The organism is Hymenobacter sp., assembly GCF_036388155.1.
Taxonomy (GTDB): domain Bacteria; phylum Bacteroidota; class Bacteroidia; order Cytophagales; family Hymenobacteraceae; genus Hymenobacter.
Genome location: NZ_DASVSI010000025.1, coordinates 128,957 through 150,318 on the forward strand (window position 1 = coordinate 128,957; position 21,362 = coordinate 150,318).

28 protein-coding genes are annotated in these 21,362 nt (G+C 64.0%); 11 read left to right on the plus strand and 17 right to left on the minus strand.

Going from position 1 to position 21,362, the window contains the following annotated elements:
- Nucleotides 1–645: 645 nt before the first annotated feature.
- Nucleotides 646–1,299, plus strand: a complete 654-nt coding sequence (locus VF629_RS03870; RefSeq protein ID WP_331057134.1) for a hypothetical protein — start codon at nucleotides 646–648, stop codon at nucleotides 1,297–1,299.
- Nucleotides 1,300–1,337: 38 nt separating this feature from the next.
- Here VF629_RS03870 and VF629_RS03875 read toward each other — a convergent pair whose 3' ends face one another.
- The 9 genes from VF629_RS03875 to VF629_RS03915 all read right to left on the minus strand — a co-directional run bounded on the left by VF629_RS03875 (nucleotide 1,338) and on the right by VF629_RS03915 (nucleotide 7,901).
- Nucleotides 1,338–1,655 carry a hypothetical protein gene (locus VF629_RS03875; protein ID WP_331057135.1) on the minus strand — a complete coding sequence of 106 codons (318 nt, stop codon included), beginning with the start codon at nucleotides 1,653–1,655 and terminating at the stop codon, nucleotides 1,338–1,340.
- Nucleotides 1,598–2,053, minus strand: a complete 456-nt coding sequence (locus VF629_RS03880) for a hypothetical protein (protein ID WP_331057136.1) — start codon at nucleotides 2,051–2,053, stop codon at nucleotides 1,598–1,600. The genes VF629_RS03875 and VF629_RS03880 overlap by 58 nt, the downstream gene beginning before the upstream one ends.
- A 1-nt stretch (nucleotide 2,054) precedes the next feature.
- A complete protein-coding gene (locus tag VF629_RS03885) occupies nucleotides 2,055–2,444 on the minus strand; it encodes a hypothetical protein (RefSeq protein ID WP_331057137.1) in 390 nt (129 codons plus the stop codon).
- Between the two features lie 435 nt (nucleotides 2,445–2,879).
- Nucleotides 2,880–3,488: a recombinase family protein gene (locus VF629_RS03890; RefSeq protein ID WP_331057138.1), complete on the minus strand. Its 609-nt coding sequence runs from the start codon at nucleotides 3,486–3,488 to the stop codon at nucleotides 2,880–2,882.
- Nucleotides 3,489–3,491: 3 nt separating this feature from the next.
- Entirely contained in the window at nucleotides 3,492–4,331 is an 840-nt protein-coding gene (locus VF629_RS03895; protein WP_331057139.1) for a serine protease, read from the minus strand.
- A 500-nt stretch (nucleotides 4,332–4,831) separates the two neighbouring features.
- On the minus strand, nucleotides 4,832–5,206 hold the full coding sequence (locus VF629_RS03900; RefSeq protein WP_331057140.1) for a hypothetical protein: 375 nt from the start codon (nucleotides 5,204–5,206) through the stop codon (nucleotides 4,832–4,834).
- Nucleotides 5,207–5,661: 455 nt separating this feature from the next.
- On the minus strand, nucleotides 5,662–6,462 hold the full coding sequence (locus tag VF629_RS03905; RefSeq protein WP_331057141.1) for a hypothetical protein: 801 nt from the start codon (nucleotides 6,460–6,462) through the stop codon (nucleotides 5,662–5,664).
- 64 nt (nucleotides 6,463–6,526) lie between these two features.
- The gene (locus VF629_RS03910; RefSeq protein ID WP_331057142.1) at nucleotides 6,527–7,312 is read right to left on the minus strand and encodes a hypothetical protein; all 786 of its coding nucleotides are present in this window, start codon (nucleotides 7,310–7,312) and stop codon (nucleotides 6,527–6,529) included.
- Nucleotides 7,313–7,322: 10 nt separating this feature from the next.
- On the minus strand, nucleotides 7,323–7,901 hold the full coding sequence (locus tag VF629_RS03915; protein ID WP_331057143.1) for a hypothetical protein: 579 nt from the start codon (nucleotides 7,899–7,901) through the stop codon (nucleotides 7,323–7,325).
- A 196-nt stretch (nucleotides 7,902–8,097) separates the two neighbouring features.
- On the opposite strand from VF629_RS03915, the gene VF629_RS03920 reads away from it, so the two are divergent.
- The 3 genes from VF629_RS03920 to VF629_RS03930 all read left to right on the plus strand — a co-directional run bounded on the left by VF629_RS03920 (nucleotide 8,098) and on the right by VF629_RS03930 (nucleotide 9,897).
- Nucleotides 8,098–8,778, plus strand: a complete 681-nt coding sequence (locus VF629_RS03920; RefSeq protein ID WP_331057144.1) for a DUF6882 domain-containing protein — start codon at nucleotides 8,098–8,100, stop codon at nucleotides 8,776–8,778.
- 48 nt (nucleotides 8,779–8,826) lie between these two features.
- Nucleotides 8,827–9,537, plus strand: a complete 711-nt coding sequence (locus VF629_RS03925) for a hypothetical protein (RefSeq protein ID WP_331057145.1) — start codon at nucleotides 8,827–8,829, stop codon at nucleotides 9,535–9,537.
- 81 nt (nucleotides 9,538–9,618) lie between these two features.
- Nucleotides 9,619–9,897, plus strand: a complete 279-nt coding sequence (locus VF629_RS03930; protein WP_331057146.1) for a hypothetical protein — start codon at nucleotides 9,619–9,621, stop codon at nucleotides 9,895–9,897.
- Between the two features lie 160 nt (nucleotides 9,898–10,057).
- Here VF629_RS03930 and VF629_RS03935 read toward each other — a convergent pair whose 3' ends face one another.
- Nucleotides 10,058–11,632, minus strand: coding sequence for a TPM domain-containing protein (locus VF629_RS03935; protein ID WP_331057147.1), 1,575 nt, complete (start codon nucleotides 11,630–11,632; stop codon nucleotides 10,058–10,060).
- A gap of 36 nt (nucleotides 11,633–11,668) precedes the next feature.
- Nucleotides 11,669–12,271 carry a hypothetical protein gene (locus VF629_RS03940; protein ID WP_331057148.1) on the minus strand — a complete coding sequence of 201 codons (603 nt, stop codon included), beginning with the start codon at nucleotides 12,269–12,271 and terminating at the stop codon, nucleotides 11,669–11,671.
- Between the two features lie 153 nt (nucleotides 12,272–12,424).
- On the opposite strand from VF629_RS03940, the gene VF629_RS03945 reads away from it, so the two are divergent.
- Together VF629_RS03945 and VF629_RS03950 are read left to right on the plus strand one after the other, a co-directional pair.
- Nucleotides 12,425–12,547, plus strand: a complete 123-nt coding sequence (locus VF629_RS03945; protein ID WP_331057149.1) for a hypothetical protein — start codon at nucleotides 12,425–12,427, stop codon at nucleotides 12,545–12,547.
- Nucleotides 12,548–12,847: 300 nt separating this feature from the next.
- On the plus strand, nucleotides 12,848–13,069 hold the full coding sequence (locus VF629_RS03950) for a hypothetical protein (RefSeq protein WP_331057150.1): 222 nt from the start codon (nucleotides 12,848–12,850) through the stop codon (nucleotides 13,067–13,069).
- Nucleotides 13,070–13,115: 46 nt separating this feature from the next.
- On the opposite strand, the gene VF629_RS03955 is transcribed toward VF629_RS03950, so the two are convergent.
- On the minus strand, nucleotides 13,116–13,676 hold the full coding sequence (locus tag VF629_RS03955) for a hypothetical protein (RefSeq protein WP_331057151.1): 561 nt from the start codon (nucleotides 13,674–13,676) through the stop codon (nucleotides 13,116–13,118).
- A 101-nt stretch (nucleotides 13,677–13,777) separates the two neighbouring features.
- On the opposite strand from VF629_RS03955, the gene VF629_RS03960 reads away from it, so the two are divergent.
- Nucleotides 13,778–14,167 (plus strand): hypothetical protein, encoded by a 390-nt coding sequence (locus VF629_RS03960; RefSeq protein ID WP_331057152.1) that lies wholly within the window; start codon nucleotides 13,778–13,780, stop codon nucleotides 14,165–14,167.
- On the opposite strand, the gene VF629_RS03965 is transcribed toward VF629_RS03960, so the two are convergent.
- The 5 genes from VF629_RS03965 to VF629_RS03985 form a co-directional block, all read right to left on the minus strand.
- Nucleotides 14,164–15,000, minus strand: coding sequence for a hypothetical protein (locus VF629_RS03965; RefSeq protein ID WP_331057153.1), 837 nt, complete (start codon nucleotides 14,998–15,000; stop codon nucleotides 14,164–14,166). The genes VF629_RS03960 and VF629_RS03965 overlap by 4 nt on opposite strands.
- Before the next feature lie 33 nt (nucleotides 15,001–15,033).
- Nucleotides 15,034–16,254: a hypothetical protein gene (locus VF629_RS03970; protein ID WP_331057154.1), complete on the minus strand. Its 1,221-nt coding sequence runs from the start codon at nucleotides 16,252–16,254 to the stop codon at nucleotides 15,034–15,036.
- A gap of 92 nt (nucleotides 16,255–16,346) precedes the next feature.
- On the minus strand, nucleotides 16,347–16,625 hold the full coding sequence (locus VF629_RS03975) for a hypothetical protein (protein WP_331057155.1): 279 nt from the start codon (nucleotides 16,623–16,625) through the stop codon (nucleotides 16,347–16,349).
- 156 nt (nucleotides 16,626–16,781) lie between these two features.
- Nucleotides 16,782–18,029: a DUF3298 and DUF4163 domain-containing protein gene (locus tag VF629_RS03980; protein ID WP_331057156.1), complete on the minus strand. Its 1,248-nt coding sequence runs from the start codon at nucleotides 18,027–18,029 to the stop codon at nucleotides 16,782–16,784.
- A 119-nt stretch (nucleotides 18,030–18,148) separates the two neighbouring features.
- Nucleotides 18,149–18,724 carry a hypothetical protein gene (locus VF629_RS03985; RefSeq protein WP_331057157.1) on the minus strand — a complete coding sequence of 192 codons (576 nt, stop codon included), beginning with the start codon at nucleotides 18,722–18,724 and terminating at the stop codon, nucleotides 18,149–18,151.
- 153 nt (nucleotides 18,725–18,877) lie between these two features.
- On the opposite strand from VF629_RS03985, the gene VF629_RS03990 reads away from it, so the two are divergent.
- The 4 genes from VF629_RS03990 to VF629_RS04005 all read left to right on the plus strand — a co-directional run bounded on the left by VF629_RS03990 (nucleotide 18,878) and on the right by VF629_RS04005 (nucleotide 21,325).
- Nucleotides 18,878–19,498 (plus strand): hypothetical protein, encoded by a 621-nt coding sequence (locus VF629_RS03990; protein ID WP_331057158.1) that lies wholly within the window; start codon nucleotides 18,878–18,880, stop codon nucleotides 19,496–19,498.
- A gap of 63 nt (nucleotides 19,499–19,561) precedes the next feature.
- A complete protein-coding gene (locus VF629_RS03995; protein WP_331057159.1) occupies nucleotides 19,562–20,209 on the plus strand; it encodes a DUF4241 domain-containing protein in 648 nt (215 codons plus the stop codon).
- Nucleotides 20,210–20,215: 6 nt separating this feature from the next.
- Nucleotides 20,216–20,719 (plus strand): hypothetical protein, encoded by a 504-nt coding sequence (locus VF629_RS04000; RefSeq protein WP_331057160.1) that lies wholly within the window; start codon nucleotides 20,216–20,218, stop codon nucleotides 20,717–20,719.
- 213 nt (nucleotides 20,720–20,932) lie between these two features.
- Nucleotides 20,933–21,325, plus strand: coding sequence for a hypothetical protein (locus VF629_RS04005; protein WP_331057161.1), 393 nt, complete (start codon nucleotides 20,933–20,935; stop codon nucleotides 21,323–21,325).
- Nucleotides 21,326–21,362: the final 37 nt, after the last annotated feature.

The window sequence follows — 21,362 nt, forward strand, 5'->3', positions numbered from 1 at the left end:
GGAGCACTTAGGCTTAGCAGAGCGCCGCCCAGCCGCTAACGGCCCCGACTTGGCTCGCCAAAATCCTTTCTTAACAAGCGTAAAAACCGAGGCGTCTGGGGCCGCGTTTTTCACCGCGTCGTTCTGGGATGCGTTAACGCTATGGAATGCTAAGCGGGCCGCGTTTCTAGCTAAAACGGTGCGCGCCATTTAGCAACGGCGGGGGCAGGCGGCTGGGGGCGCCGCGGGCCTTGAAATTTGCTGGATGGGCAGTATGATTTGAGGCTGTCATTTCGCGTCAACGCACCCAGCGTTGACGCAGGTCGTTCTCGGTTGCGACGTTGCTATAGACACTAGCGTGGACCGCGATTCTAGCAATAACCGGTGCCCGGGTTTTTACTTCCCAGGGGGCGTGCTCTTTCCCCGCATTAAATGGATAAAAAACTCCCTCCACAGCACCGTCTCTTGACACACTTCAGCAACGTCCCGGACGGCTTCACCGCACGTCAACTCGCGGCCCCTGCGGGTGTCCTTTACCCCTCTCATAAAACGTGTATCCCCTCCTCGGTTGCGACTTTGCTATGGAACACTAGGCCGCGATTCTAGCAAGAACAGTTACCGATTCCGAACACTTAATTCTGACACTCACCCCCCAGCCTTCCAGCCATGCCCGCCCGTACCCACGACCCTGTCTCGACCCGCGCCATGCTCGCGGACTTGTGCTGCGCCCCGCAGGCCCTGGCCAAGCTGCGAGGGCAAAGCGGGCACGACGCGCTACTCGATGCCCTGCTCGATGCCTTGGCGGCCCGCGCCACCCCCGACGCTCCCCTGCCCACGGCCAAAGCCTTACAGCAGCACGCCGGCCTGCAGCCGCCCGCTTTCAAGCGTACCCTTGAGGCTCTGTATCAAGCCTTCCTCACGGCGATGGAAACCGAGCCCGACTTTATCGCCTTTCCGCAGGTAGAGCACTGCCTCCTGGTAAGCGGGCGCCGGGCCGCCTGGTCCATTAGCTGCCGCTTGCCAGCTACCCCGCAGCTGGGCGAGGGAATGGAGTTGAATTTCGTGCGGGGATTTACCGGTGGCAGCTCGTATTTCGTGGACCGCATCGAGTCGGATTACACCGAGGGGAAAATCATCACCTACGTGCACCTCAAGCCCGGGCACTACGACCCTTACTTGGCGCAACTGCGCGCCCGCGCCCGGTTCGAAGGCAAGCTGCCGTTTGCCATCGAGCGGGACATGGGCGAGTACGAAGTGCGCGACTACTTGCTCCAGCTCTATGGCCCTGCTCCGGGGGCGACTGGTGCGCCTCGCCGTTGAGCAGATGGAGTCGCTAAAAATAGTTAACGCCCACTCCCCTACCCTTGCTGGGCGTGCACCCGCCGAAACTCCCGCTCCACGGCCGAGTCCGTGATGTTCACGTAGCGCTGAAACGATTTCCAGTCCTTGTGGCCGGTAAATTTCATGATGATTTCCGGGCGCAGTCCCCGCTCCAGGCTCAGCGTGACGAAGGTGCGCCGGCCGGTGTGGCACCCCATCTTTTCCCACTTGGGCATCGTGGTCGTTTCCCGCTTGCCCCCGCGGTAGCGAATCAGCTCAAACGGCTCGTTGATGGCAGCTAGCTGGCCGAGTTCTTTGAGGTACTCGTTGAGCTTTTGGTTGGTGATGAGCCGCACCCCGCCGGCGAGCTGCCGCTGCACCAGGGCCAGGGCCGGTCGGTGAGGGGCACGACCACCGTCTCGCGCGTTTTTTGCATCGTTAAGCGCAGCAGCTGCCCTTTGAGGTGCTCGGGCCGGATGCTGACCAGGTCGGAGTAGCGCAGGCCCGTGTAGCACGCCAGCAGGAACAAGGCGCGGGCGTTGTCCAAGTAGCCACCCTCGGGAAGGGACAAACCCTCAATGGCCGCTACCTCTTCCCGGGTCAGGGTGAGGATTTCCGGGTCGTGGCGCTGCCAAGTCAGGCGCTGGTATTTGGCGTTGGCGTGGTAGCCGCGGTCAGCGGCCCACTTCATGAACCGCTTGAGGCGGACGAACTGCTTGGCGATGGTGTTGTCGGTCTGCCCAATCTTGAGCAAATTAGGAAGCGAACTTGTCGCCCAGGCCCGGGGTGATGGCGTCGAAGTCGATGGTCACTTTCGCCTGCTGGCCGAACTCGCGCAGGTGCCGCCCGGCCGTGGCGCTGGCTTGGGCCGTGCGGGGCTGCCCCTGCTCGCGGGACTGCGCGAGGAACTCCTCGAAGCGCGACCAGAAGGTGGGCGGGGCTGTCGACGCGGGAGCAACGGATTTCACCTCCTTTTCCTGGGGCGCGGCCACCGCGCGCAACTCATCCGCGGTGGGCAGCACGCCCTGGGCGCGGCACTCGGCGTAGTAGGTGAGCAAGCGGTCCTCGATGCCTTGCAGGGCGTCGTTGGTGAGGCCGTTTTGGGGAAGCCCCGGGTGAGCAAACGCTGGTCGCCTTTGTTCCACTGGCGGGGCTCCACGCTCACCCCCGTGTACACTTTGACGCGCTTGCCATCGAAGGAGAGAAAGGCAAAAACGGGGGTGGGCTTGGTGGCGCCAGGCTCGGTGAGCAGGAAGGAAATTTTGGCCATGAAAGGTGGTGTTGCGTGCTAATTCAAAGCTACCATGTGATTTCATTTTGTCCCAGATTCTGGGACAAACCATGGGACAAACCATGGGACAAACCTGGGACAAAACCCCCGATTTAAACCGATTCAACCCGACTTGTCCCGACAAGGCTTTTTGTAAAAGTGCCCCTGTTGCCCGCAATAGGGCATTTTTGTGTCGGTTGGCGTACGAGCCGAGTCGTGGGGTATAAGTCACCTACGGACTACTAAAAAGGCCCTCGCAGCAATGTGAGGGCCTTTTTTCTTGCAGTGGGTGCCAGTTTAGGTGTCAGTTCTAGGAAAACGCGAAATATTTCTGTGGTTCCTGTGACGGTGTCAGGTACTTGGCCACCGTGCCCGGGGAAATGCCGAGCGTCCGGGTAACGTAGCCGTTGGACTTGCCCTCTCCCTTCAGCTCCAGCACCGTGGCTACCACCGCGGCGGCTTTGGTCGGGGCACCGAGTTTGGCGCCGGCCGCCTTCTTCTTGGCCAGCGCGGATTTGGTGTTCTCCGAAATTTTAATCAGGTCCTGGGCCGCAATAGTGGCCAGCATCAAAACAATCACGTCGCCGAAGGGGCCCAGCGAGTCGAAATAGGGCTCGGTGAAGGATTTGTAGTTCACGCCGTAGTCCTTCAGCTCCTTCAGGTAGCGGAGCGTGGGAAGGGCGCCTTCCCGGCTGAAGCGGTCCAGGCGCCAGAAGACGACCAGGTCAAATTTCTTCTGATACGCCTCGAGCAGCAGCTTGAATTCACTGCGCTCAGACTTGCCGCCCGACACCTCCTCGGTGAACACCTCGTAGACGGTGCTGTGCCGCTCGGCAAAGGCGCGCAGCTGGTGCACTTGGTTCTCTGGGTCCTGGCCTTTGTCGCGGGTTGACACTCGGGCGTAGATGGCAACTCGCATGAATTAGAGATTCTGAAATGCAATTGTGCCGTGGTATTTTCCTTCAATGATTTCCTGTATCACCTCCTTTTTCCAAACGATTCCTAACTGCACGTCACTCCTGCCCAGTTTATCATTTTCTACTCCATACCGTCCTGAATAGACACCGGCAAACCCTGCAGCTGTACCAAAACGCTCATCTTCTTCCGGACCGTGGACGCCTGTTCTCTTTATGATAACGGGTGAGCCCGACATTCCGGAGCGCGTGGCGGTGTCAATTAACATCATCGGCAAGCCCTTGAAGGGGAAGAAGGGCTCAGAAGCGATACTGCCTTTTTTCCAAATAGGCATTTCGAATGAGTCAGTTATACCAAATGGATATCCCAGAACAAACACCTCATCGCCGACTGCAGGCTCCACTTCGAATGGATATGAGTTTAAAGGAAAGATGCTTAGGTGGGAAGGCACTTCATTTACCTTGCAAACCGGGATAGCGACGACGTCGACCCGGTACCCGTGCGCAGGGTGGGTGAACCAAGTCGGCTGAGCGTAATGCTCATCCATGTAGAGTGGGATATCAAAATTTGTAATGCCGATTGGCCGAGGTGGTTCTTTAGGGTTAATCACGGTTTGTTGATGCTTACTCAAGAGCCCCACGCTAGCAACGGTCGGGTAGCCTGCGTGGTCTGAGATTCGCATGTTGTTTTCAGGATTGATACCGGTGACACAATGTCCATTCGTGATGAGATAGTAGTCGCCGTTGTGCTCGTAGAAAAAGCCGGTTCCTATTGCCATCTCACCTCCAGTTTCACCAAAAACCATTCTGAGTAAAGAGGGGAAAAAGGATAATGGGTGCAAAGGCATCGTGTCAGAAATAATGAGTAATGGCTGGTAAAAAAAGAGTGATATAAAGGTAGATTCTACCCTCCAATAAAGGATGTAAAAAACGGCCCGAAAACCTGCATTTCTGGGCCGTTTGCGCAGGGTGAAAAACCCTCCAGAATACGGTCGTTAATTGGAGGGAACGGAGTTTACGAAACTCATCGCCCTCATGCGTTTCTTGAACTTTGAATAGTAGACGAGTTTCTTGAACTCCGCCAGTGCGGCAGCGGCCTGTCGGCCCTTTTTTGCAGCGGTGTTGAAGTAAGTTTAGAAAATCGAGGGTTTTGACAGTTCTTGTTCTGTGCATGAGCAAGCTCAGCACAGTGGCCGACATCAGCGGAAACGCCAGCCCGCCGGCGGCGCCTCGTTGTTGCAATCGGGCCTACGGGCCACGTACAAAACGGCCGCATACAGCAAGGGAAGCGCTGGGCTACGCTCCCCGCCTCAGCGGCTAGTCGAAGGGACAGCAGTTGCGGCATGGCTTATTTCCACCACTGGCGTTTTTCCTCGGCTAGGGCTTTTTGGGTGGCGGGGTCATCGGCGCGGCCGACTTTCGCCTGCTGGTAGGTCTGCCAGCCGTTGGCGCGGTACTGCGGGGCAATTTGAAACTCGGTGTCGCTGAAGCGCAGCGGGCCGGCGTTGGGGATGTAGAAGTCGCCCCAATTGCAGGTTTTGGTTTGGCCGCTGGCGTAGCTGGTCCAGGTGCCGGTGCACTCGTTGTTGCGGTAGCCGTCGGCAAACATTTCCAGCAGGTTGTACTGGGGCCGCCCCTGCTGGTCGACGTAGAAATACGTGGTGAGCGTGCCCCGGATGGTGCCGCTGCCGGACTGGCGACGGTCTTCGGCCAGCTCCCACACGGCAGGTCAGCTCGCCTTCCCGATACTGCGGAAACTCGGCGTTCGGGGCCTGGTACAGCCGGGCCTTGAGCACAGTGATGGTGCCCGTGAAAGTGCAGACGTTGGTTTTCACCCGGGTTTTGCCCGTCACGCGGTACACGTAGGGCCGGGCCGCGTCTTTCTGCATGCTGGTGTAGTGCAGGTAGAAGCGTTGGTAGCTGGGGCCAATAAAGCCGATGGGGTCGGGCATGGCGAAGGGCTTGCCGTACGCTTGGTCGGGGTGCGCCCGCTGGGTGGCGTGCCACAGCGTGCTGAGGTTGTGGGGCTTGAGGGCGGCGTAGTAGTCGGTGCTGGGCGGGGGCGTTGGGGCAGGGTTGGCCAGCGCCAGCCCGCCGCTGACCAGCAGGAGCAGATTCATCAGCAGTGCCCGCAGCCGGGTGCGAAGTTGTTCGGCCACCGAGGGTTCACGGTTCATGCTATTTTTTTACGAAGCCCTGGCTGGTGAGCTTAAACTGACGCATGTCCATGCCGTACTGGGTTTTGAACAGGTTGCCGATGCTTTCCTGGTAAGCGGCTAAGCTCCCGCCCTTGACAGCCGCTTGCCAGCCGCCCTGCACCACCACGGCTTGCAGCTTGAGCTCCTCGCCGACCTGCGCGGCGCGGGTGCGCGCCTGCGCATTGGCGGCCAGCAGCGGCGCCACCTGGGCCCGCGCGCCGCGCGCCATCGGCACGGTGACGGCGTTGCCGTCCTGCACGTTGTTGACTATCATCCACCCCAAAATCAGGTACGAAGCGAGGTTGTCGGCGGCGTCGTTCTCGCGCAGGCCAGAATCCCGCACGAGGCCCTGAAACACCTGCCCGTAGTCGTATTTGCCGGGGCCAAAGGTGGTGGCAATGGCCTGCGCCCCGGTCGGGTTGCTGGTTTTCAGGCGGTCAATGCAGTTCTGTACCGTTTGCCGGCGCAGGGCGGGCGTGGACGTGTAGGCGGTACTGGCGCTGGCGGTAGCGCTGGCGGTAGCGCTGGCGCTGGCACTGGCCGATGTCCTGGGGGTAGCCGCTGCACGCCCGGCATTGCGGCCCGCGTTGTTACGCTCTACTGCCTTGTCCATCATGGACTTGTTGATGATGCCGTTGGTGATGACGCTGATGTTGCTGTTGTAAGTCTCCATGATGAGGTCCGTCGACATCTGCGCGCGGACAGCGAACGGAGCGAGCAGCAGCGCCAGCAGCAGGCCACGGCCTAACAGAGAACCATGGGGTTTCAGGAGTGTGAGCATGATTGACTTGGTTAAAAGATGGAGTAAAGCTTTACGGGCGAATGACTGCGGCGAGGCAAGGCGTTCAGCGGGGCAAGGGCAACTCCACGTAGGCGTCGGGCGCATCGTCGGGCATTTCGCCTTGGGCATTGAGGTGGCGCAGCTTTAGTATTGCGATGCCGGGGTTGGCCCAGCGCGCTTCCTGCGGCTCCCAGGTGGTGGGCTCGCGCTTCCAAAGCAAGCGGGGGCCGGCGTCGTCTATCTTCACAAGGGTCAGCGCGTTGATTTGGTCGCCGCCGCCCAGGCCGGGGCTGGCCAGCAGTACAAAGCGGCCGTCGGCGGAGGTGGCGGGGGTGCCCTCCGCCTCCAGCCGCTGGCCGGTGCGCTGGTCCACGAGCACCGTGCCGTCCGATTCGTGGTACCAGGCCCGCACTACCCATTGGTGAGCCGCCGGCAAGCTCCCCCAGTATATGTACCGCACGGCGCCCGAATTTTGCAGCGTGAACTGCGCGTCGGGCGACGAGGACAATTTGACCTCGTTGCCGCGCAGGGGCCGCAACAACAAATCGAGCCCCTGGCGGCGCACCCTGCCCTGGGCAGAGGGTAGCGGCTCCGTATCGGGCTGGTTCACCATCTCCGGCATACCGTTGCCGGGCAGTTGGTTGAATGCCTCGGTGCTGCTCGGGCGGAGCGGTATCACCTGGTCGCCGGGCAGGTGCAGGGTGTCGCCCGGGAGGGCCGGCGGGCCGAGGTCGGCTATACTATTGTCGGCGAGCGACTCCTGGGTTGGGGTGCCGTCGGGCCGGCAGGCGGCACTGGTTAGCAATACGCCAAAGGCCAGGTGTTTCAGGCAGGAATGCAGCAAGGACATATGGCCGGGGTTACCTTTTATAAATGTCGAATGTTGCCAGCGGCACCCGGCCAAACTCCTTGGCGGTAGTAGCCGTGGTGGTGCCTTGCTCGGGGTTGAGGACGTGGAACCGCTCGCGGCCGTCGCGGTGCAGCAGCCAGGTGCGGGCCGTGGGGTCGTAGCGAAAGGTGACGTAGCGCGTCCAGCGCTCGGCGCTGCCGCCGTAGTGCTCCACCGTAAAATAGCCCTGCTTGATGGCCAGGCCCATGAAGGGGTCGCCCATCATGCCGCCGCAATCCACGCAGTACACGGCGTTGTCGGTGCGAACGGCCAGCGCGTAGGTGCCGCCTGCGCCGCCCACGAACAGCAGCAGCGGCCGCTTGGTGGGATGGTCCCCGACGTCCGAGGTTTTGGCTTCATTCGGCTTGTTGAGCACCACCAGCCAATCGGGCCGGGCGTCGCGGTTCAGGTCGCCCTGGGCGGCATCGAGCACGGCGTAGCCCGCCGGCAGGGCGCGGCGAATTGCGGCAGGCAGCGTCGGAACAGGGTCGCGCGGGGCTTGGGGCGGGCCGGCGAACGCCAGCAAGCTCAACAAGTAAGAAAGCAGCATAAGGAGCATAAAAACGCAGGGCGGTTACTCGTCAATTGCCGACGCAGGCCCCACGCGCTCCGTTAGGTACGCGGCCTTTCCCGTTCGCGTTGGCTGGCCAGTAACCTTGCCGGCTGAGGTTCAGTAAAGTCCAGGTAAGTTGCCGCCATTTCCGCGCCACTGCTGGGCCGAAAGTCCCCACTCCTTTTTCCATCCAATGACCTCCGATTTTCCGCCTGCCCAGACCGAGCAAGAATTGCTGGAACGCTACGCCGCCCTGGCCTACGACAAGCAGAACGACTTGTACGAAGTCATCGGCGACAATTCGTGGAACGCCGACCTGGAGGCCGGCACCATTTCCTTCGGCCCGGAGTTGGTTTTTCCCCTCCAAATTCTGGGCACGTTCTCGGCCTCTTCCGAAACCTGGCTGTGGGCCTGGGCCAACGCCCAATCCGACCTGCCGGCTCGGCTGCTGGCGCAGGCCGAGCAGCTGCGGGCCTACGGCGAGCAACACGGCATTGAGGTGCTCACGACCAGCGAGTTTGATGCGACCGAACAGGACCTGCACCTCGTCGGCATCATTGCCTCGGGCATGTTCGGGGCCAGTGGCTACTATTTGGCCGATTATGGCCAGGGCACTATGGTCGTAACCGTGGAAAGCGAACTGATTGACCAAGTTCCTAAAAACGATTTCGTCCGGATTCCGCACGCTTTCCCGCAGGTCATCAGCGCGTTTGAGATGCAGCACCGGCCGGCGTTCATTCACTATCTCACCCAGAAAGGCTACGCCGTGACCGAAACCGCCGACACGGTGAGCGCCGTCGTGGATTCTGGTATCTTCACCGCCACCTTCGACCCGCTGGGCCGGCTGGCCAACCTGCAGGGCCGCAGCAGCTAGGATTTCCTTACTTTTCTGGGCTTTTTCTGCTGCTGCATCCTCCAACGCATGCCCGACCATTCGCCAGCCACCCTCGCCGTCCGGCCGCCCCAACGCAGTCTGGTGGTGCTGCGGCCTTTGGGCCCGCTGGTGTTCGCAACGCTGCTGTTGGGCGCCGTGCTGTTCGGAACCAATGCGCTGAAGCTGGCGGCCGGCTACTCGCCGTGGCGCACCGTGCCGGCCGGGCTGGTGGGCCTGGGGCTGCTGCTCGGCGGCGGGTACGTGACGGCGCGCGGCAACCAACCCCGGCTGCTAACCATTGGCCGGGAGGAAATGCACCTCGGGCCGCTGGGTCCAGAGCAACACCCGCCGCCCGAGACCATTCCGCTCAGCAGCATCACGGCCTACACGTACTGGCTCCGGCTGTTGAAATTCCGGGCGTTTGCGCAGTACCACCTGCGCCTGGAGCTGGCCGACGGCCGGGTGCTGCACCTGGCCGACCGCCCCGGTACGCGCCCCGACGACCCGGCCGGCACCGTGCGCCTCGATGTGCTGGCCAAGCGCCTGGCCCGCCGCGCCAAGACCGGACCGCGCCGCCGCCTGCTGTTCTACCAGACCACGGCGGCGCGGGTGCTGCTGTGGGTGAGCTGGGCGGCGCTGGCGGCGGCGCTGGTGCTGCTCTGGCTCGGCTCCTCGTGGGGCGTGCTGCTGCTGCTTCCGGCGGCGGGCTACTGGGCCAGCTACTACCTGGGGCGCGCATCGGCCGAACTCACGGAATGAGGTTTCCAGCCGCATGGCCTACTTCCCATCGGCGCAACGAGGAAAGACAACCTCAGCCAACCACCTAGCATTCATTCCGCCATGACCGTTGCCATCTGTTTCACCTGCGGCGAATTCAAAGTCGGCGCTTTTACGGCCTGCCCAACCTGCGGGGCCGAACCTAAAACCGACGAGGAGCTGGCGCACTCGTTGGCCCTCACCGACCATTACCTCACGCCCGAGGCCCTGGAGCAGGTGCAGCAGCAAGCCACCGCCGGGCAGCCCATCGACATCGACCCCGATTTCTACGAGCTGCTGCTGCAAGGCTTCCGGGAAGAGCGTGAGGCCAAGGCCAACCGGCCGTGGTGGAAGTTTTGGTGAGCAGATTTTGTCCAGCTGAGCGTAGGGGCAGGGCTTGCCCCGCCCGTCGTTCGCGCCTAATCAACATTTTCGTGCCACCACGGGCGGGGGCAAGCCCCGCCCCTACACTGCCTTGCTTGATGCTTCTGCTCCACTTAGCAGGAAAGTCGCTAGCCCAGTCCTACCAGCTGCTGCCGGCCCCGCCGCCGCCCGACGAGCCGCCGCTGCTGGTGCTGCGGCCACTGGAGCCGGAACTGCCGCCCGAGCCACTGCCCCACGACGACGAACCGCCAGAAGAAGAGCCGCTGTTAGGACTGGGCAAGCGCGAAATAACTTCCTTGGTTTTCTCTTCGTGCTGGCAGAAGCGGCACTTCTCTACCCGCCAGCCCCACCCTTCGGCCGTGGTGGTGGCGGCTTTTTCCACCCGCAGCCGCATGGGCGCGAGCGTGCGGTGGTGGCAGGCAGGGCACTCGCGCTTGTTGGTGGCGGGGTTGGGATAGGCGAGCGGCAGGTGGTGGCCGGTGGTGCATGCCCACACGTCGTAGTCCACTGCCCGGAAGGTTTCTTCGGCCTGCTGGCCGGGTTCGAGGTGACTTTTTTCGGCGGTGCCGTCGAGCTTGTGCATGGGCTGGCCGCACTCGGGGCAGGCGAAGGGCGCCGCGCGCAGCTCGGCCAGGTGCCGGCGGTACCAGGGCCAATACAGCGCCAGCGCCGCCGGAAACACGTACGCCGTGAATGCCAGCCCCCGGTGCGCCGCCTGCAGCTGCCCGTACGCTTCGGGCCGGGCCGCGGGCGCCACGGGCCGCCGCGCCCGCCGGTACTGCCACCCGAAATACCCATGCAGGTACAGCCACGGCAGCCCGTAAACCAGCGCCAGAAACGCGCCCGTAGCCAGTTCGTCTTGCAGCGCCGGCACCACCAGCCCCGCCAGCAGCCCGAGGGGCAGCAGCACCAGCCAGCCCCGCCCGCGCACACCCTGCGTGGTGCGGTACCACAGCACCAGGTAGAGCACCAGCGCCAGCACGGCCACGAGCAAAGTGCCAATGGGCGGGCCCGGCTCGGGTGGGGAGTAGTAATAGTTCGAAGGGTCCTCGCCCGCCAACGCGGTGTTCAAGGGGTCCTCTGCGTCCAGCAGGCCGTGCTGGGCCATCATGGCCCGCTGTAGGCTGTCGACATAGTATTGCGTCGAATCATCGGCGGTAAGCAGCGCGGGCTTGGGCAGCGCCGCCGGCGGACGCAGCCGCCCGATGAGGGCCGCCACACCCTGCTGCACGGCCCGGTCATAGTCGCCGGCGCGGGCGGGCTCCACCATGTGGCGCTGCTGAATGCGGTAGCAGATGATGTCGGGCAGGTCGGCTTCCAGGCCGTAGCCGGTTTCAAACTCCACGCGGCGCTGGTCCAGCACCAGCAGCATCAGCAAGCCGTTGTTAGTGTCCTTGCGGCCAATCTTCCACTTATTAAACAGCGCCGTGGCGGCCGTTTTGGGCACTTCTTCGCCAATACTGCGCACCAGCACCACGTCCACGTGCGCCCGGCCGCTGCGGTCGAGGCTGTCGAGGCGGGCGTTGAGGGCGGGCGCTGTACCGGGGCCAAGCACCCCGTCGGGGTCGCTCACGTAGGCTTCGCCCAGCGTCTTGGGGTCGGGAATGGCCGTGAGGTAGTTGGCGGCCGTGATGCGGTGGGCCGGCTCCGGCGACTGGCAACCGGCCAGCACGCCTACGCACAACAGCCAGCAAAACAAGTAGTAACGAAGCATAGGCAGCAAGTAGGGAATCGTAAGCTACAGCGAAGCTCAGGCATTGTCAAAGGACGAGCACCACGCGGCGTAGTACGGCCCGGCCCAGGTTTTCATCCTCGGAAACAGCCACGCGGCGGCCTGCGGCGCCAGATTGAACCCGCGCTCGTCGTCAATAACTGGTTCTTCCTCGAAGCCCGTGAGAGCGTGGTGCAACGCGGCGCAACACAGCAGAAACTGCCCCAGCGTAGCGGCCAGGATGTCGCCGGTTTCCCAGTCGCCTTCGCCGTGCCACAGCTTCTGGATGCCCCGCTCGGGCTGGTCCAAGTCGAGCAGGACCGGGTCGGCGCCCTCGTCGCCCAGCAGGAAAAAGCCGGCCGGCCAGTCGGTTATGGGGGTGTTGGTCACCGGATTCCAGTTGTAGCCCGGCTGCCGGACGCCCAGCCGGTCGAGGCCGTACAGGTAAAACGGGTTACCGACGGTGCTAAAATCCACTTCTTCCACCGGGGCTATGGTGTCGAGATAGGTCACTAGCTCGGCTGGCAGCTCCCGGTTAAACTCGGCGGCCAGCCGCCTGGCCGATGCGCCGTGCCCAAATGCAAAAGGCGCCCCACCGGGCCAGAACTGGCGGATTTCAATAAACGCCTCGTTGAAAGTCATGGTCGAATTAAAGAAGGGTAGTTTCGAGCGAAAGAGCTGCGCGGCAACGAGCCAGCACCCGCACCGTCGCGCTAGTTAAGACGAGTTACGGACTTTGCCACCTGTCCGGTCGCCGGCCTGTTCTCACTTATCTTCCGACGTCTACTCGACCGTATGAAATCTGGGTTACAGCAGCTCGCTGCGCACTTACTGCATTTGGGATTCACTCCCACCTACCGCGGCGACCCGTACGGCCAAGGGCTGGATTGGGTGTACTTCGACTGTTACTTCAACTAGGCCGCCGTCCGCAGGCAGTTCGGCTTCGGCGCCGAGGTACGCTACGTGGCCTACGACGGTCGGGGGCCGGGCAGAGGCCGGCTTTTGCGACCCCGACACCGGTTTTGGCGTGATGGGGCACCACCCCGACTACGGCCGGGCCGGCGGCAAACCGGAAATTACCGGGGCCGAATGACGGCCCCTGAGGCCCCTCAACCTGGTGACTTGCGGGTGGCACAAGACTGTTCGGGTTACCTTGCGCCAGGTCCGGTATCTACCCGCAGCGGCGCGTGTTGCGGCGTCTCTTCCTCCACTTGCTTTATGGTTTCCCCAGCCAACCAGTGGCCCCTTCCTGGCCAAGTCGACCCCAACCTCGTCCCGTGCGCGTTCTGCCGCCGCCGGCTGCGCATCGGCGGCAAACCGGTATTCGCCAGCTGCTCGTGCAAAGCCTTTGGGCCGCCCGTGACCGTGGTAGCGTTGGTAGCCGGCGCGGTGGCCGCGCTGGGCGGCGGCATCTGGTGGCTGAGCCGGCGCAAGAAGTAGTGTAGGCGCCAGGGCCACCCGGCACTACCTGTCTGGGGCTTGTCTACTATTCACCAGTTTGATACTTCGCGGGGTCCAGTCCCTTGAATTTTACCGCCGTCCCCTCGCCATTGACGAACTGCTGCGGGATGGCGGTGCTGGTGCGGCGGTAGGTTTCATCAGCGTACACGCCTTGCCCGAAGCCGCACTCCCCGTAGCCAGCCTCGGTCGTCACGCGGGCAGCCTGCGGGGTGAAGGCAATGGTGAGCCGGCAGCCTTTTTCGTCGTAGTCTTCCTTGAACGCGCACCGGGCAATGCCGCCGCGCACCACGGCCCGCTGCAACAGCGCCCCCAGGTGAAACGCCGGCGGCCCGTTGCTGATGTCGAAGTAAACCAGCACCGTCGAGTCGGACTCGGGGTACACGGTCAGGGTGCCACCGGGCTGCTGGCGCTTGGGGTCGCCCCAGTTGTACTCGCCGGCATACGGAACCGTGCGGGAGTTAGCCAGCACGTCGGCCGCTGTTGTTGTAGCCGGGGCGGTTTTAATGGAAGACGAAGCCTTCTGGTCGGTGGTTTCGGTGCAGGCAGCGAGGCCGAGCAGCAAGCAAATAGATAAGCGAACTGGCATGGAGAATGTCGAACCTGGAAGCAAACAATAACCACGGCTGGCAGCTGCACCAACCGTGTACCTGAACACGTTTTTCACGTACGGAGTGACCACATTTTTTGATGACTTTTTCGCAGCGCAATCAATTTCGGGTGGCCGCTACGTCCGCCGAACTCGCGCACTTCCGGCGGCAGGCGTGGCGGCTATATGAGCCGGTGGCGGTGCCGGTCTTCGGGCGGAAATGGCAGCTGCGGCCGGGCCTCACCTTCACGCCCTTCGCCAACGCCGTGCGTTGCACAGCCCATTGCGCGTTTTGCTTTGAAGAACTGCAACGCTACGACGGGCACCAGCTCACCGCCAAGCGCCTGATTGATGACTTTCTGGGCCGTTTGCCAGTGGCACCACGGGCTGCCCTTACTGGCGCCCGCCGCCATTCTGCGGCAGAAAGCGCAGGTGGGCCGGCCCGCCGACCTCGCCGTATTGCACTGGTGGCAGCAGGTTGGCGATGCTAGCGCGTCGCTGGCAACTCCAGCTCCACGTAGGTAAGCGGCAACTTCGTGCTTGCCACCACGTCCCCGCCGGGGTCGGCGTGGGCTCGCGCCAGCACTACGTGGCGGGCGTCGCGCCAGCGGGCATAGCGCGGGCCCCAATCGACCAGAGAGCGGCTCCATACCAGCTGCGGGGCGGGGCCATCTACCCGGTACAAACTGATTTCGGTGGGCGTGCCGCCGCTGGCCACGTCTTCGCACACGCTGAGCAGGTAGCGGCCGTCGGGCGACAGCGCCGGCGCTCCCAGCAGGTCGGTGCGCCGGCCGGTGCGCTGGTCCACCAGCAGCACGGCGGGACCTTCGTCGGTGGTCACGTCCACCACCCACTGGTGGGCGGCGGGCAGGCTGCCCCAGTACGCGTACCCAATGTCGTTGCCCTCCGGGCCGTCGGGCGAAGAGGGCACGGGACGCAGGGTGACCGCCGGGCCCTGCGCCGGCTGGAAAACGAGGGTTTCGCCCCGGCGCTGCACCCGGCCATCGGCGGGCAGGGGCGCATCCAGGTTGGCCGGCGCGGGTTGGGCGCTGGCTACGGTGGCATCTTCCCGTTCCGCGGGCCGCTGGGGCAGCGGGTCGGTGGCGCGCAGTTGGTCGAAGGCAGCCTTGGTGCTCGGGCGCAAGCGCAGCACGCCGGCGGGGCGTCCCAGCGAGTCGGCCACGTGCAGGGTATCGGCGGCCGGGCCCGCAGCGTTGGCAGTGGCGGGGCCAACTGTTTCCGTGGGCGCGGCAGGGCCGGTGGTGGCGGGCTTGTCGGGCTGGCAGGCGGCCAGCAGCAGGGCCAGGGCGGCGTAGTGTTTCATGCGGAAAGCAAAAGGAAATTAATAAAGCCGGAGTTACTCCAACCGCTTGCGCTGAAAGTCGCGAATTTCGCGGCCGTCCTCGGTCAGCAGCAGGGCGCCGTGGGCGTAGTCGGGGCCGCCGGCGTAGTGCAGGGCAAAGCCGTCGGCGGTGCGCACGGCGTGCTTGAAGTCGTACGGCTTGGCGGGGGCCGACCACAGGACGCGGCCGTCGCGCACGTCGAGGCGCTGCACGCGTTGGGGGCCGTCGCGCCGCGGCGTGAGCGCGGTTTGCACGAGCAGCGTGGTGGCATCTTGGTAGAGCACGCGCCCATCGAAAAAGCGGCGACCAGGCGTAACGGCCGCGGTGTCGTTGGCCTGACCGGGCTGGCCAACCTGGCGGCTGCGGATGAGGCGGCTGGGAGCGGCCGTTTGGATGTGGGTGCCCAGGGCTTCTTCAAAGTAGAAATACTGCCGGGGGCGCTGCCGGTCGGCGGCGCGGTACAGGGCCGCGCCGTCGGCGAAGGTTTGGCCGGTGGCGGGCAGGTAGTACAGCGTCTGGCCTTCGTTGGTGAGGGCGCGCAGGGCCTCGTGGGTGGGGTCGAAGCTGTACTGCGCCACGCCGCTGCTGGCGGCGGGCTGGTCGGCCAGCAAGGTTTCGGTCACGTCCACGAGTTGATTGGCGCGGGTATCGACCTGGTAGAGCGTCCGGCGGCCCAGCAGAAACACCCGGCCGCCGGGAAAGGTGTGCCAGGTGTAGAAGTGCTCGTCGGGGCCGTGGCCCTGCGCTGGCAGGGGTTGCTCGCGGCGCATCTGGCCGGTGCGCGGGTCAAAAAACACGGCCGTCCACTTCACGGAGTCGCGGCTGGCCAGGCTTGGGTTTTCGGTGCGCAGCGTCGCGTACACGGGCTGCTGCCGGGCGTCGGCGTACACGTAGTAGGTGGGGTAAAAAGTGGGGCCGGCCATCGGGGCCGTGGGGTTGTACGCCTGGCCGGGCCGGTCGAGCCGGGAAGCCAGGAACACCAGCCCGGCCACGGCGGCCGCGCCCACCAGCGCGCACAGCCCCAGCATCAGGCGCTGCTTCGGCGTGAGCGGCTGGCGCGGCACCGGCCGCACCACCTGGTCGGGGTAGTGGTGCTGCACGTTCACGGTCACGTCGTCCGAATCGAGGTAGTACTCCGTGTGGCAGCTGGCGCAGCGAAACAGGCCGGGGCCAAGCGGGGTCTTTTGCGTGCCGCCGCACTGCGGGCATTGAATGGGACGAAGGGTTTTAGCCATGCTGTGGTAGTACGAGAAAAAGCTGAACCAGACCGGGGCGCAATTTGGGGCAAGTCACTGCCCCGGCTTTGTCCGAGAATAAGGCGCCAGCGCTACAAATCTTTTTTGTGAATGGGACAATAGTAGCGAGGGTCGCAGCCGGTGATTTCGCAGCCGCCCAGGCGCACCTTGCCCTGCCGGGACTGCTCCATCATCTGGGGCGAGGGCAGGCCGTAGAGGATGGGAATCAGCCGGTCGGTATGCCCGCCCACGCAGGCCGGGCGGCTGGCGGCGGGGTAGCGGTAGGGGCACGGCGGAGCGGCCGGCTTGGGACGAACTTGGGCGGCGGCAGCGCCACTTAGCAAGCAAAAGGCAAGGAATTGCTTTATCATCGGTAATGGGGGTTGCGCTCAACTACATCAACCATTCACTGTCATCAAGAAGCGCTGGCACCAATTAAGACCCTTGCTCTGCTCCCGATATGTGCTCGTTCGTTTCAAAAACGATTCACACGGGCGCAGGAACCGCTTTTTCGACCGGCACCTCCCCTACCGCTTTGCCATCCGCGTGCCCGAACCCGGCAGCGGCAGCCCCTCACGCAGCAGCGGGCGCAGCTCGGCCAGGGGCACGAACACGGAAACTTCGCCCAAGGCATAGGCGGTGATTTCGTAGGGCACGTACACAAACAGCGCCCCACCGGGCGTGAGGCACACGTTGGTGGTCAGGCGCATGTCGTTGTCGAGCAGCTGGGTGTCCAGCCGCTCGTTGTCGCCGATGCCCAAAGTGCGCCGCACGCCCCGCTCCAGCAGGGGCAGCAGCTGGGTGCGGGCGCCGGGCCGAAAAATATCATCAAACGCGAGGACCTTGCCAGTGCGTAAATCGAAGCTGCGCACCGTGCTGGCGTAGTTGCCGTGCGCGCCCCCCGTGTAGCTATAATCGAAAAGGCGCACGCTCAGCAAATGGCCCTGCTGGCAGATAACCGACGCGCTGCTTTGGCTCTCGTAGCGCATGCTGGGGCGGTAGGTATCGGCCGAATCGGGGGCGGTGGCGGCCGTGTCGGCGGCCAGGTCCTCGGCCAATGCAGTGGCGTCTTCGCGGTAAAACTTGATAAAATCAGTGCGCTGCTGCTGCCACAGCTGGGCCAGGCCGGGCACGGCCAGGTTGGGCAGCGTGTCGCCGCGGTGCTGGCGCCGGAGGTTGGCGGCCACGGCCAGGGCCACGGGGGAGGTGCCCACGGGCTCCAGGGTTTGCAAGCCGATGTGGCCGTAGGGCGAGCGCGCCCGGCCGGGATACGCCGCCACGGAATCGGCAAACGTGCGCACCGCCAGGGCCAGGGCCGGCCGCACCGGCCGCAGCTGAATGGCCTGCCCGCCCACGGTCCCCGCCAGGCGGCCATCGGGCTCGCGGCGGAGGCGCCAGCGGGTTTCCTGCTCGTTGCCGTTGCCATCGAGCTTGGCCCGGTCGTAATACGCCAGCAGCAGGCTGTCGGGGTGCGGGCGCCCCGCCGACGAAGCTTGTTGCAGCTCGCGCGGCTCGCCGTCGGCCCCGTAGTAGGAGCCGCTGATGCCCCCGGCGGCCTCGCTGCCCAGGCGGGCCGGGGCGGTGGTGAGGTTCAGCGTCAGGGAGTCGGCAGCGCCCGCCAGCAGGCCCCGGTACAGCACGTAGCCGGGCTCACGAAAATCCGCCGGCGCCGAAGCTGGGGCCACGGCGCTTTGGGAAGATTCCTTTTTCTTAGACGGGCAGGCGGTGAGCGCCAAAAGCAAGGGCGCGGCCCAGAGCAGAACGAAACGATTCATGGTCGCAAGTAAGCAGAAATGCAGCTGAGGAGCTTACGAGCTTACTCGACTGCGGCATGAACCCTTGTTAATCAATGATAAGCAAGCGCCTCGCGCATGCCTTTGCTGCATATCCTCGCTCAGCGGGCCGGCGGAGCGGCGGGCTTGGCCTGGCGGCGCAGGGTGGCGAAAATGGCCAGCAGTTGGCGCAGCTCGGCCGCGGACTTGGCTTCGCCAAAGGCGTTGATTAACGGGTTCCACCCCTCGCCGCTTTGGCTGTCGAACACGGCGTCGAGGGCGTAGCCAGTGGCGCAGCGCTGCACCCGCCAGGTAGCGGGACGGCCCAGCAGGGTGGCGGGCACGCGGCGCACCTGGCAGCCAGCCCCCGCGCTGTCGGTGCCCTGGGGGTGGCCGCCCAGGTAGATTCCGCCCTTGAAGTGGGTGCGCACCGTGGTGTCGGCCGGAGCAAAGTAGTACACCACAAAATCCTCCGCATCGGTGCTTTTCAGGGCGTAGGTGCTGGGCAACGTTACAAAGTAGCCGCTTTTGCCCAGAGGCCGTTCTATCAATTGCGGGACCGGCCCGGCCGTTGGCTGCGGCCGGGCGGGGGCAGCCTTTGGGACGGAAGCCGGTTTTTCCGGGCTTTGGCAGGCCGTCGTTCCAATCGCCGCGGCCCCAACCAGCAGACGAATGATGCTTTGCGATGAATACGGCATAAGGAAGCGGCTTAGCTTTGGCAAGTCTTGGGTTGAGTCCGCAAGATGGGGGCGCGTGGCACACCAACGCTTGGACCCGCGCAGCCACGGCCGCGCCGTGGGCGCAACGTCTGCCGCGCTCAGCACGTTAGCTGAACCATACATCCCGCGCCTATGCCCACCAAAACCTACTACTTCGACGCTGCTCAAACCGACGGCGTTACCGCCACCTGGGGCCTGTTTTTCCGCAACTTCCGCCTCGACTACCAGGGCCAGGAGCTGGGCCGCCTCACCCCAGCCGAGCTGAAAGCCGGCCACGAGTTCACGCTGCCCGACGGCCGCCGGCTGCTGGTGCGCCTCCAGCAAAAGTTCGGGGCGCAGGGCCTCGACTTCCAAGTGGAAGGCCAGCCCCTGAGCGGCACCATCAACGACCCGCTCACGCAAGTCAACACCGGCTTTGGGGCCGTCATGTTCATCGCGGGCCTGAACGTGGCGCTGTCGGCCGTGGCAATGCTGGTGCCGGTGGAAACGCTGCTCGCGTTTGGCCTCGGCTGGGGCACGCTCATCGAAGGCTTGATTTACGCCGGCCTGGGCTGGCTGGGCAAATACCGCCAAGCGGCCTGGGCGTTCTACGTGGCCCTGGGCTTGCTGGTGCTCGATGGCGTGCTGCTGCTGGGCAGCGGACTGGGCACGGGCGGCTTGGTGGTGCGCATATTCCTGGGCTTCGCCATTTACCGGGGCGCGGCGGGCGCGCGCCAAATGCGGGCCACGCCGGCTTTGACCGGCAACGAATAGCTTCGGTGTTGCTACCGGCTCGCTAGCCCCGCGGCTGGTTTGTTTCCTCCTCTCGCTCTGCTCATGACCACCGTTGCGCGTCTTTTCACATCCGCAGCCCCTTCCCCCGGCGGGCTGCGCGCCCTGGAGCTGCCCGGCCTGTGGCTGCCCACCGGCCACGTCGTGGCCTGCGACCCGCTGGCCTATTTCAACCCGCAGCCTTTAACCCACGCCTGCCCGCCCGGCCGCTACCCGGTGTACCTGCACCTGCTGCCCACCGAAGGCCGCATTGCCTACGCCGAGCTGCGCCTAAGCACCGCCGACGTGGCACGCTGGGAAATGGCCGTGGTGCCCGGCCAGGACCCGGCCACGCTGGCCGCCGACGAGATTTTTGGCCACCCGGTATCGGCGGGCCTGGGCTGCTTCATGGATGCCTCGACCCTGCCCCTGCTCGAGCAGCACGACGCGGAACTGGAGGCTCAGCTAGGCGACGAGTACGTCAGCTACGACGACTACGTGGCTGAGCACCTGGAAAACGACGCCCTTGCCGGCCACGAGCACTGCCTGTTGCAGCCCTACGCCGACCGCGAGAACAACGTGGCCGTGTTTCAGTCGGGCTACGGCGACGGCTTCTACGCCACCTACGTGGGGCTGGACGCGGCCGGCCAGCCGGTTAAGTTCGTGACCGAATTCATCGACGCGGCGGAGAGTGCCCCGCCCGCACAATCCTAGCCGGCCATGTGGTACGAGCAGTTTACGTTCTGGGAAACCAACCCCGGCCGGCCGCAGCCGGTGGCAAAGGACTATTTTGCGCGGCCATTCTCGGAGCCGGAGTTTGCCGACTTCCCGGCCATCGACAGCTTGTACCCGCAGGGCAAAACGGCGGCGGCTTTTCCCGTGCCAGTGCAGCTGCGGCTGCCAGCCGAGTATGAGGAGTTGCTGGCTTACTCTGACGGGGGCGTCATCCTCAACGGCGAGCGCGAGTTCAGCTACTTCGTGCCCGAGGACATTCGAGACTACTACATTAGCTACGGATTTCCGATTTGGGCCCCGGCGTTGCTGCCCATCGGCCTGAACGGCGGCGGGGTCTTCTACGCCTACAGCTTTCAACAACCGGGCGCCCCCACCATCGTGGCCGTAGCGGCGGGTGATATCGGTTACGAAGGCGCCGTTGAGCTCGGGAAAAACCTGGCAGAAGTGCTGCGTGCTGACACCGATATTTCAGATGAGCTGTACCGCTAAACACCATAAGGGCCTGTCGGAAATAAGTAGCCCGTCATGCAGAGCGCAGCGAAGCATCTCGCCCGCCACCAGTAATCCTGATGATGGAGTTACTACCCCACGCGAGATGCTTCGCTGCGCTCTGCATGACGGGCTTATTGCGTTCTTGTCTTTCAAATAATCTCTAAGTCAGCTCCAAAACCGGCTTTCTCTTAACCACTTTCATTCCTGCTTATGCCCCTGCTCACCATCCTCGACGAAACCGCCGGCGGCGACATCCTGCACCGGCTGGAACTGGAAATCAGCCAGGAAATGCTCACCGTGCGCGAGCTCATTGCCCGGCGCGTGCACGACGAAGTGCGGGCCTACAACGAGCTCCAAACTGGCGTGTTCCAGGGCCTGGTGCAGCCCAGCGAGTCGGAAAAAGAGCTCAACGGCTACCGCCTGCGGCCCCACAAGCTCATCGACGCCGAGCAGCAGGTGTACCGCGCCCTTGAGGCGTTCCAGCAGAACGGCTTTTTCGTGCTTGTGAACGACCGGCAGGTGGAAAGCCTGGACGAGGAAGTGTGGCTGGGCAGCGGCGCCACGGCCAGCTTCCTCAAGCTTACCCCGCTGGTGGGCGGCTGAAGTGTGGGACTCTTGACCCTTTTCCTCGACCTATTTA

What these genes read in the sequence shown, in the direction of transcription:
- VF629_RS03930 (WP_331057146.1), top strand. Translation starts at nt 9,619, where the DNA reads ATGACCGTTGCCATCTGTTTCACCTGCGGCGAATTCAAAGTCGGCGCT.
- VF629_RS04000 (WP_331057160.1), top strand. Translation starts at nt 20,216, where the DNA reads ATGTGGTACGAGCAGTTTACGTTCTGGGAAACCAACCCCGGCCGGCCG.
- VF629_RS03890 (WP_331057138.1), bottom strand. Translation starts at nt 3,488, where the DNA reads ATGCGAGTTGCCATCTACGCCCGAGTGTCAACCCGCGACAAAGGCCAG.
- VF629_RS03945 (WP_331057149.1), top strand. Translation starts at nt 12,425, where the DNA reads ATGAAATCTGGGTTACAGCAGCTCGCTGCGCACTTACTGCATTTGGGA.
- VF629_RS03970 (WP_331057154.1), bottom strand. Translation starts at nt 16,254, where the DNA reads ATGGCTAAAACCCTTCGTCCCATTCAATGCCCGCAGTGCGGCGGCACG.
- VF629_RS03950 (WP_331057150.1), top strand. Translation starts at nt 12,848, where the DNA reads ATGGTTTCCCCAGCCAACCAGTGGCCCCTTCCTGGCCAAGTCGACCCC.
- VF629_RS03965 (WP_331057153.1), bottom strand. Translation starts at nt 15,000, where the DNA reads ATGAAACACTACGCCGCCCTGGCCCTGCTGCTGGCCGCCTGCCAGCCC.
- VF629_RS03935 (WP_331057147.1), bottom strand. Translation starts at nt 11,632, where the DNA reads ATGCTTCGTTACTACTTGTTTTGCTGGCTGTTGTGCGTAGGCGTGCTG.
- VF629_RS03910 (WP_331057142.1), bottom strand. Translation starts at nt 7,312, where the DNA reads ATGTCCTTGCTGCATTCCTGCCTGAAACACCTGGCCTTTGGCGTATTG.
- VF629_RS03975 (WP_331057155.1), bottom strand. Translation starts at nt 16,625, where the DNA reads ATGATAAAGCAATTCCTTGCCTTTTGCTTGCTAAGTGGCGCTGCCGCC.
- VF629_RS03920 (WP_331057144.1), top strand. Translation starts at nt 8,098, where the DNA reads ATGACCTCCGATTTTCCGCCTGCCCAGACCGAGCAAGAATTGCTGGAA.
- VF629_RS03990 (WP_331057158.1), top strand. Translation starts at nt 18,878, where the DNA reads ATGCCCACCAAAACCTACTACTTCGACGCTGCTCAAACCGACGGCGTT.
- VF629_RS03960 (WP_331057152.1), top strand. Translation starts at nt 13,778, where the DNA reads ATGACTTTTTCGCAGCGCAATCAATTTCGGGTGGCCGCTACGTCCGCC.
- VF629_RS03940 (WP_331057148.1), bottom strand. Translation starts at nt 12,271, where the DNA reads ATGACTTTCAACGAGGCGTTTATTGAAATCCGCCAGTTCTGGCCCGGT.
- VF629_RS03905 (WP_331057141.1), bottom strand. Translation starts at nt 6,462, where the DNA reads ATGCTCACACTCCTGAAACCCCATGGTTCTCTGTTAGGCCGTGGCCTG.
- VF629_RS03985 (WP_331057157.1), bottom strand. Translation starts at nt 18,724, where the DNA reads ATGCCGTATTCATCGCAAAGCATCATTCGTCTGCTGGTTGGGGCCGCG.
- VF629_RS03955 (WP_331057151.1), bottom strand. Translation starts at nt 13,676, where the DNA reads ATGCCAGTTCGCTTATCTATTTGCTTGCTGCTCGGCCTCGCTGCCTGC.
- VF629_RS03980 (WP_331057156.1), bottom strand. Translation starts at nt 18,029, where the DNA reads ATGAATCGTTTCGTTCTGCTCTGGGCCGCGCCCTTGCTTTTGGCGCTC.
- VF629_RS03895 (WP_331057139.1), bottom strand. Translation starts at nt 4,331, where the DNA reads ATGCCTTTGCACCCATTATCCTTTTTCCCCTCTTTACTCAGAATGGTT.
- VF629_RS04005 (WP_331057161.1), top strand. Translation starts at nt 20,933, where the DNA reads ATGCCCCTGCTCACCATCCTCGACGAAACCGCCGGCGGCGACATCCTG.
- VF629_RS03925 (WP_331057145.1), top strand. Translation starts at nt 8,827, where the DNA reads ATGCCCGACCATTCGCCAGCCACCCTCGCCGTCCGGCCGCCCCAACGC.
- VF629_RS03915 (WP_331057143.1), bottom strand. Translation starts at nt 7,901, where the DNA reads ATGCTGCTTTCTTACTTGTTGAGCTTGCTGGCGTTCGCCGGCCCGCCC.
- VF629_RS03995 (WP_331057159.1), top strand. Translation starts at nt 19,562, where the DNA reads ATGACCACCGTTGCGCGTCTTTTCACATCCGCAGCCCCTTCCCCCGGC.
- VF629_RS03870 (WP_331057134.1), top strand. Translation starts at nt 646, where the DNA reads ATGCCCGCCCGTACCCACGACCCTGTCTCGACCCGCGCCATGCTCGCG.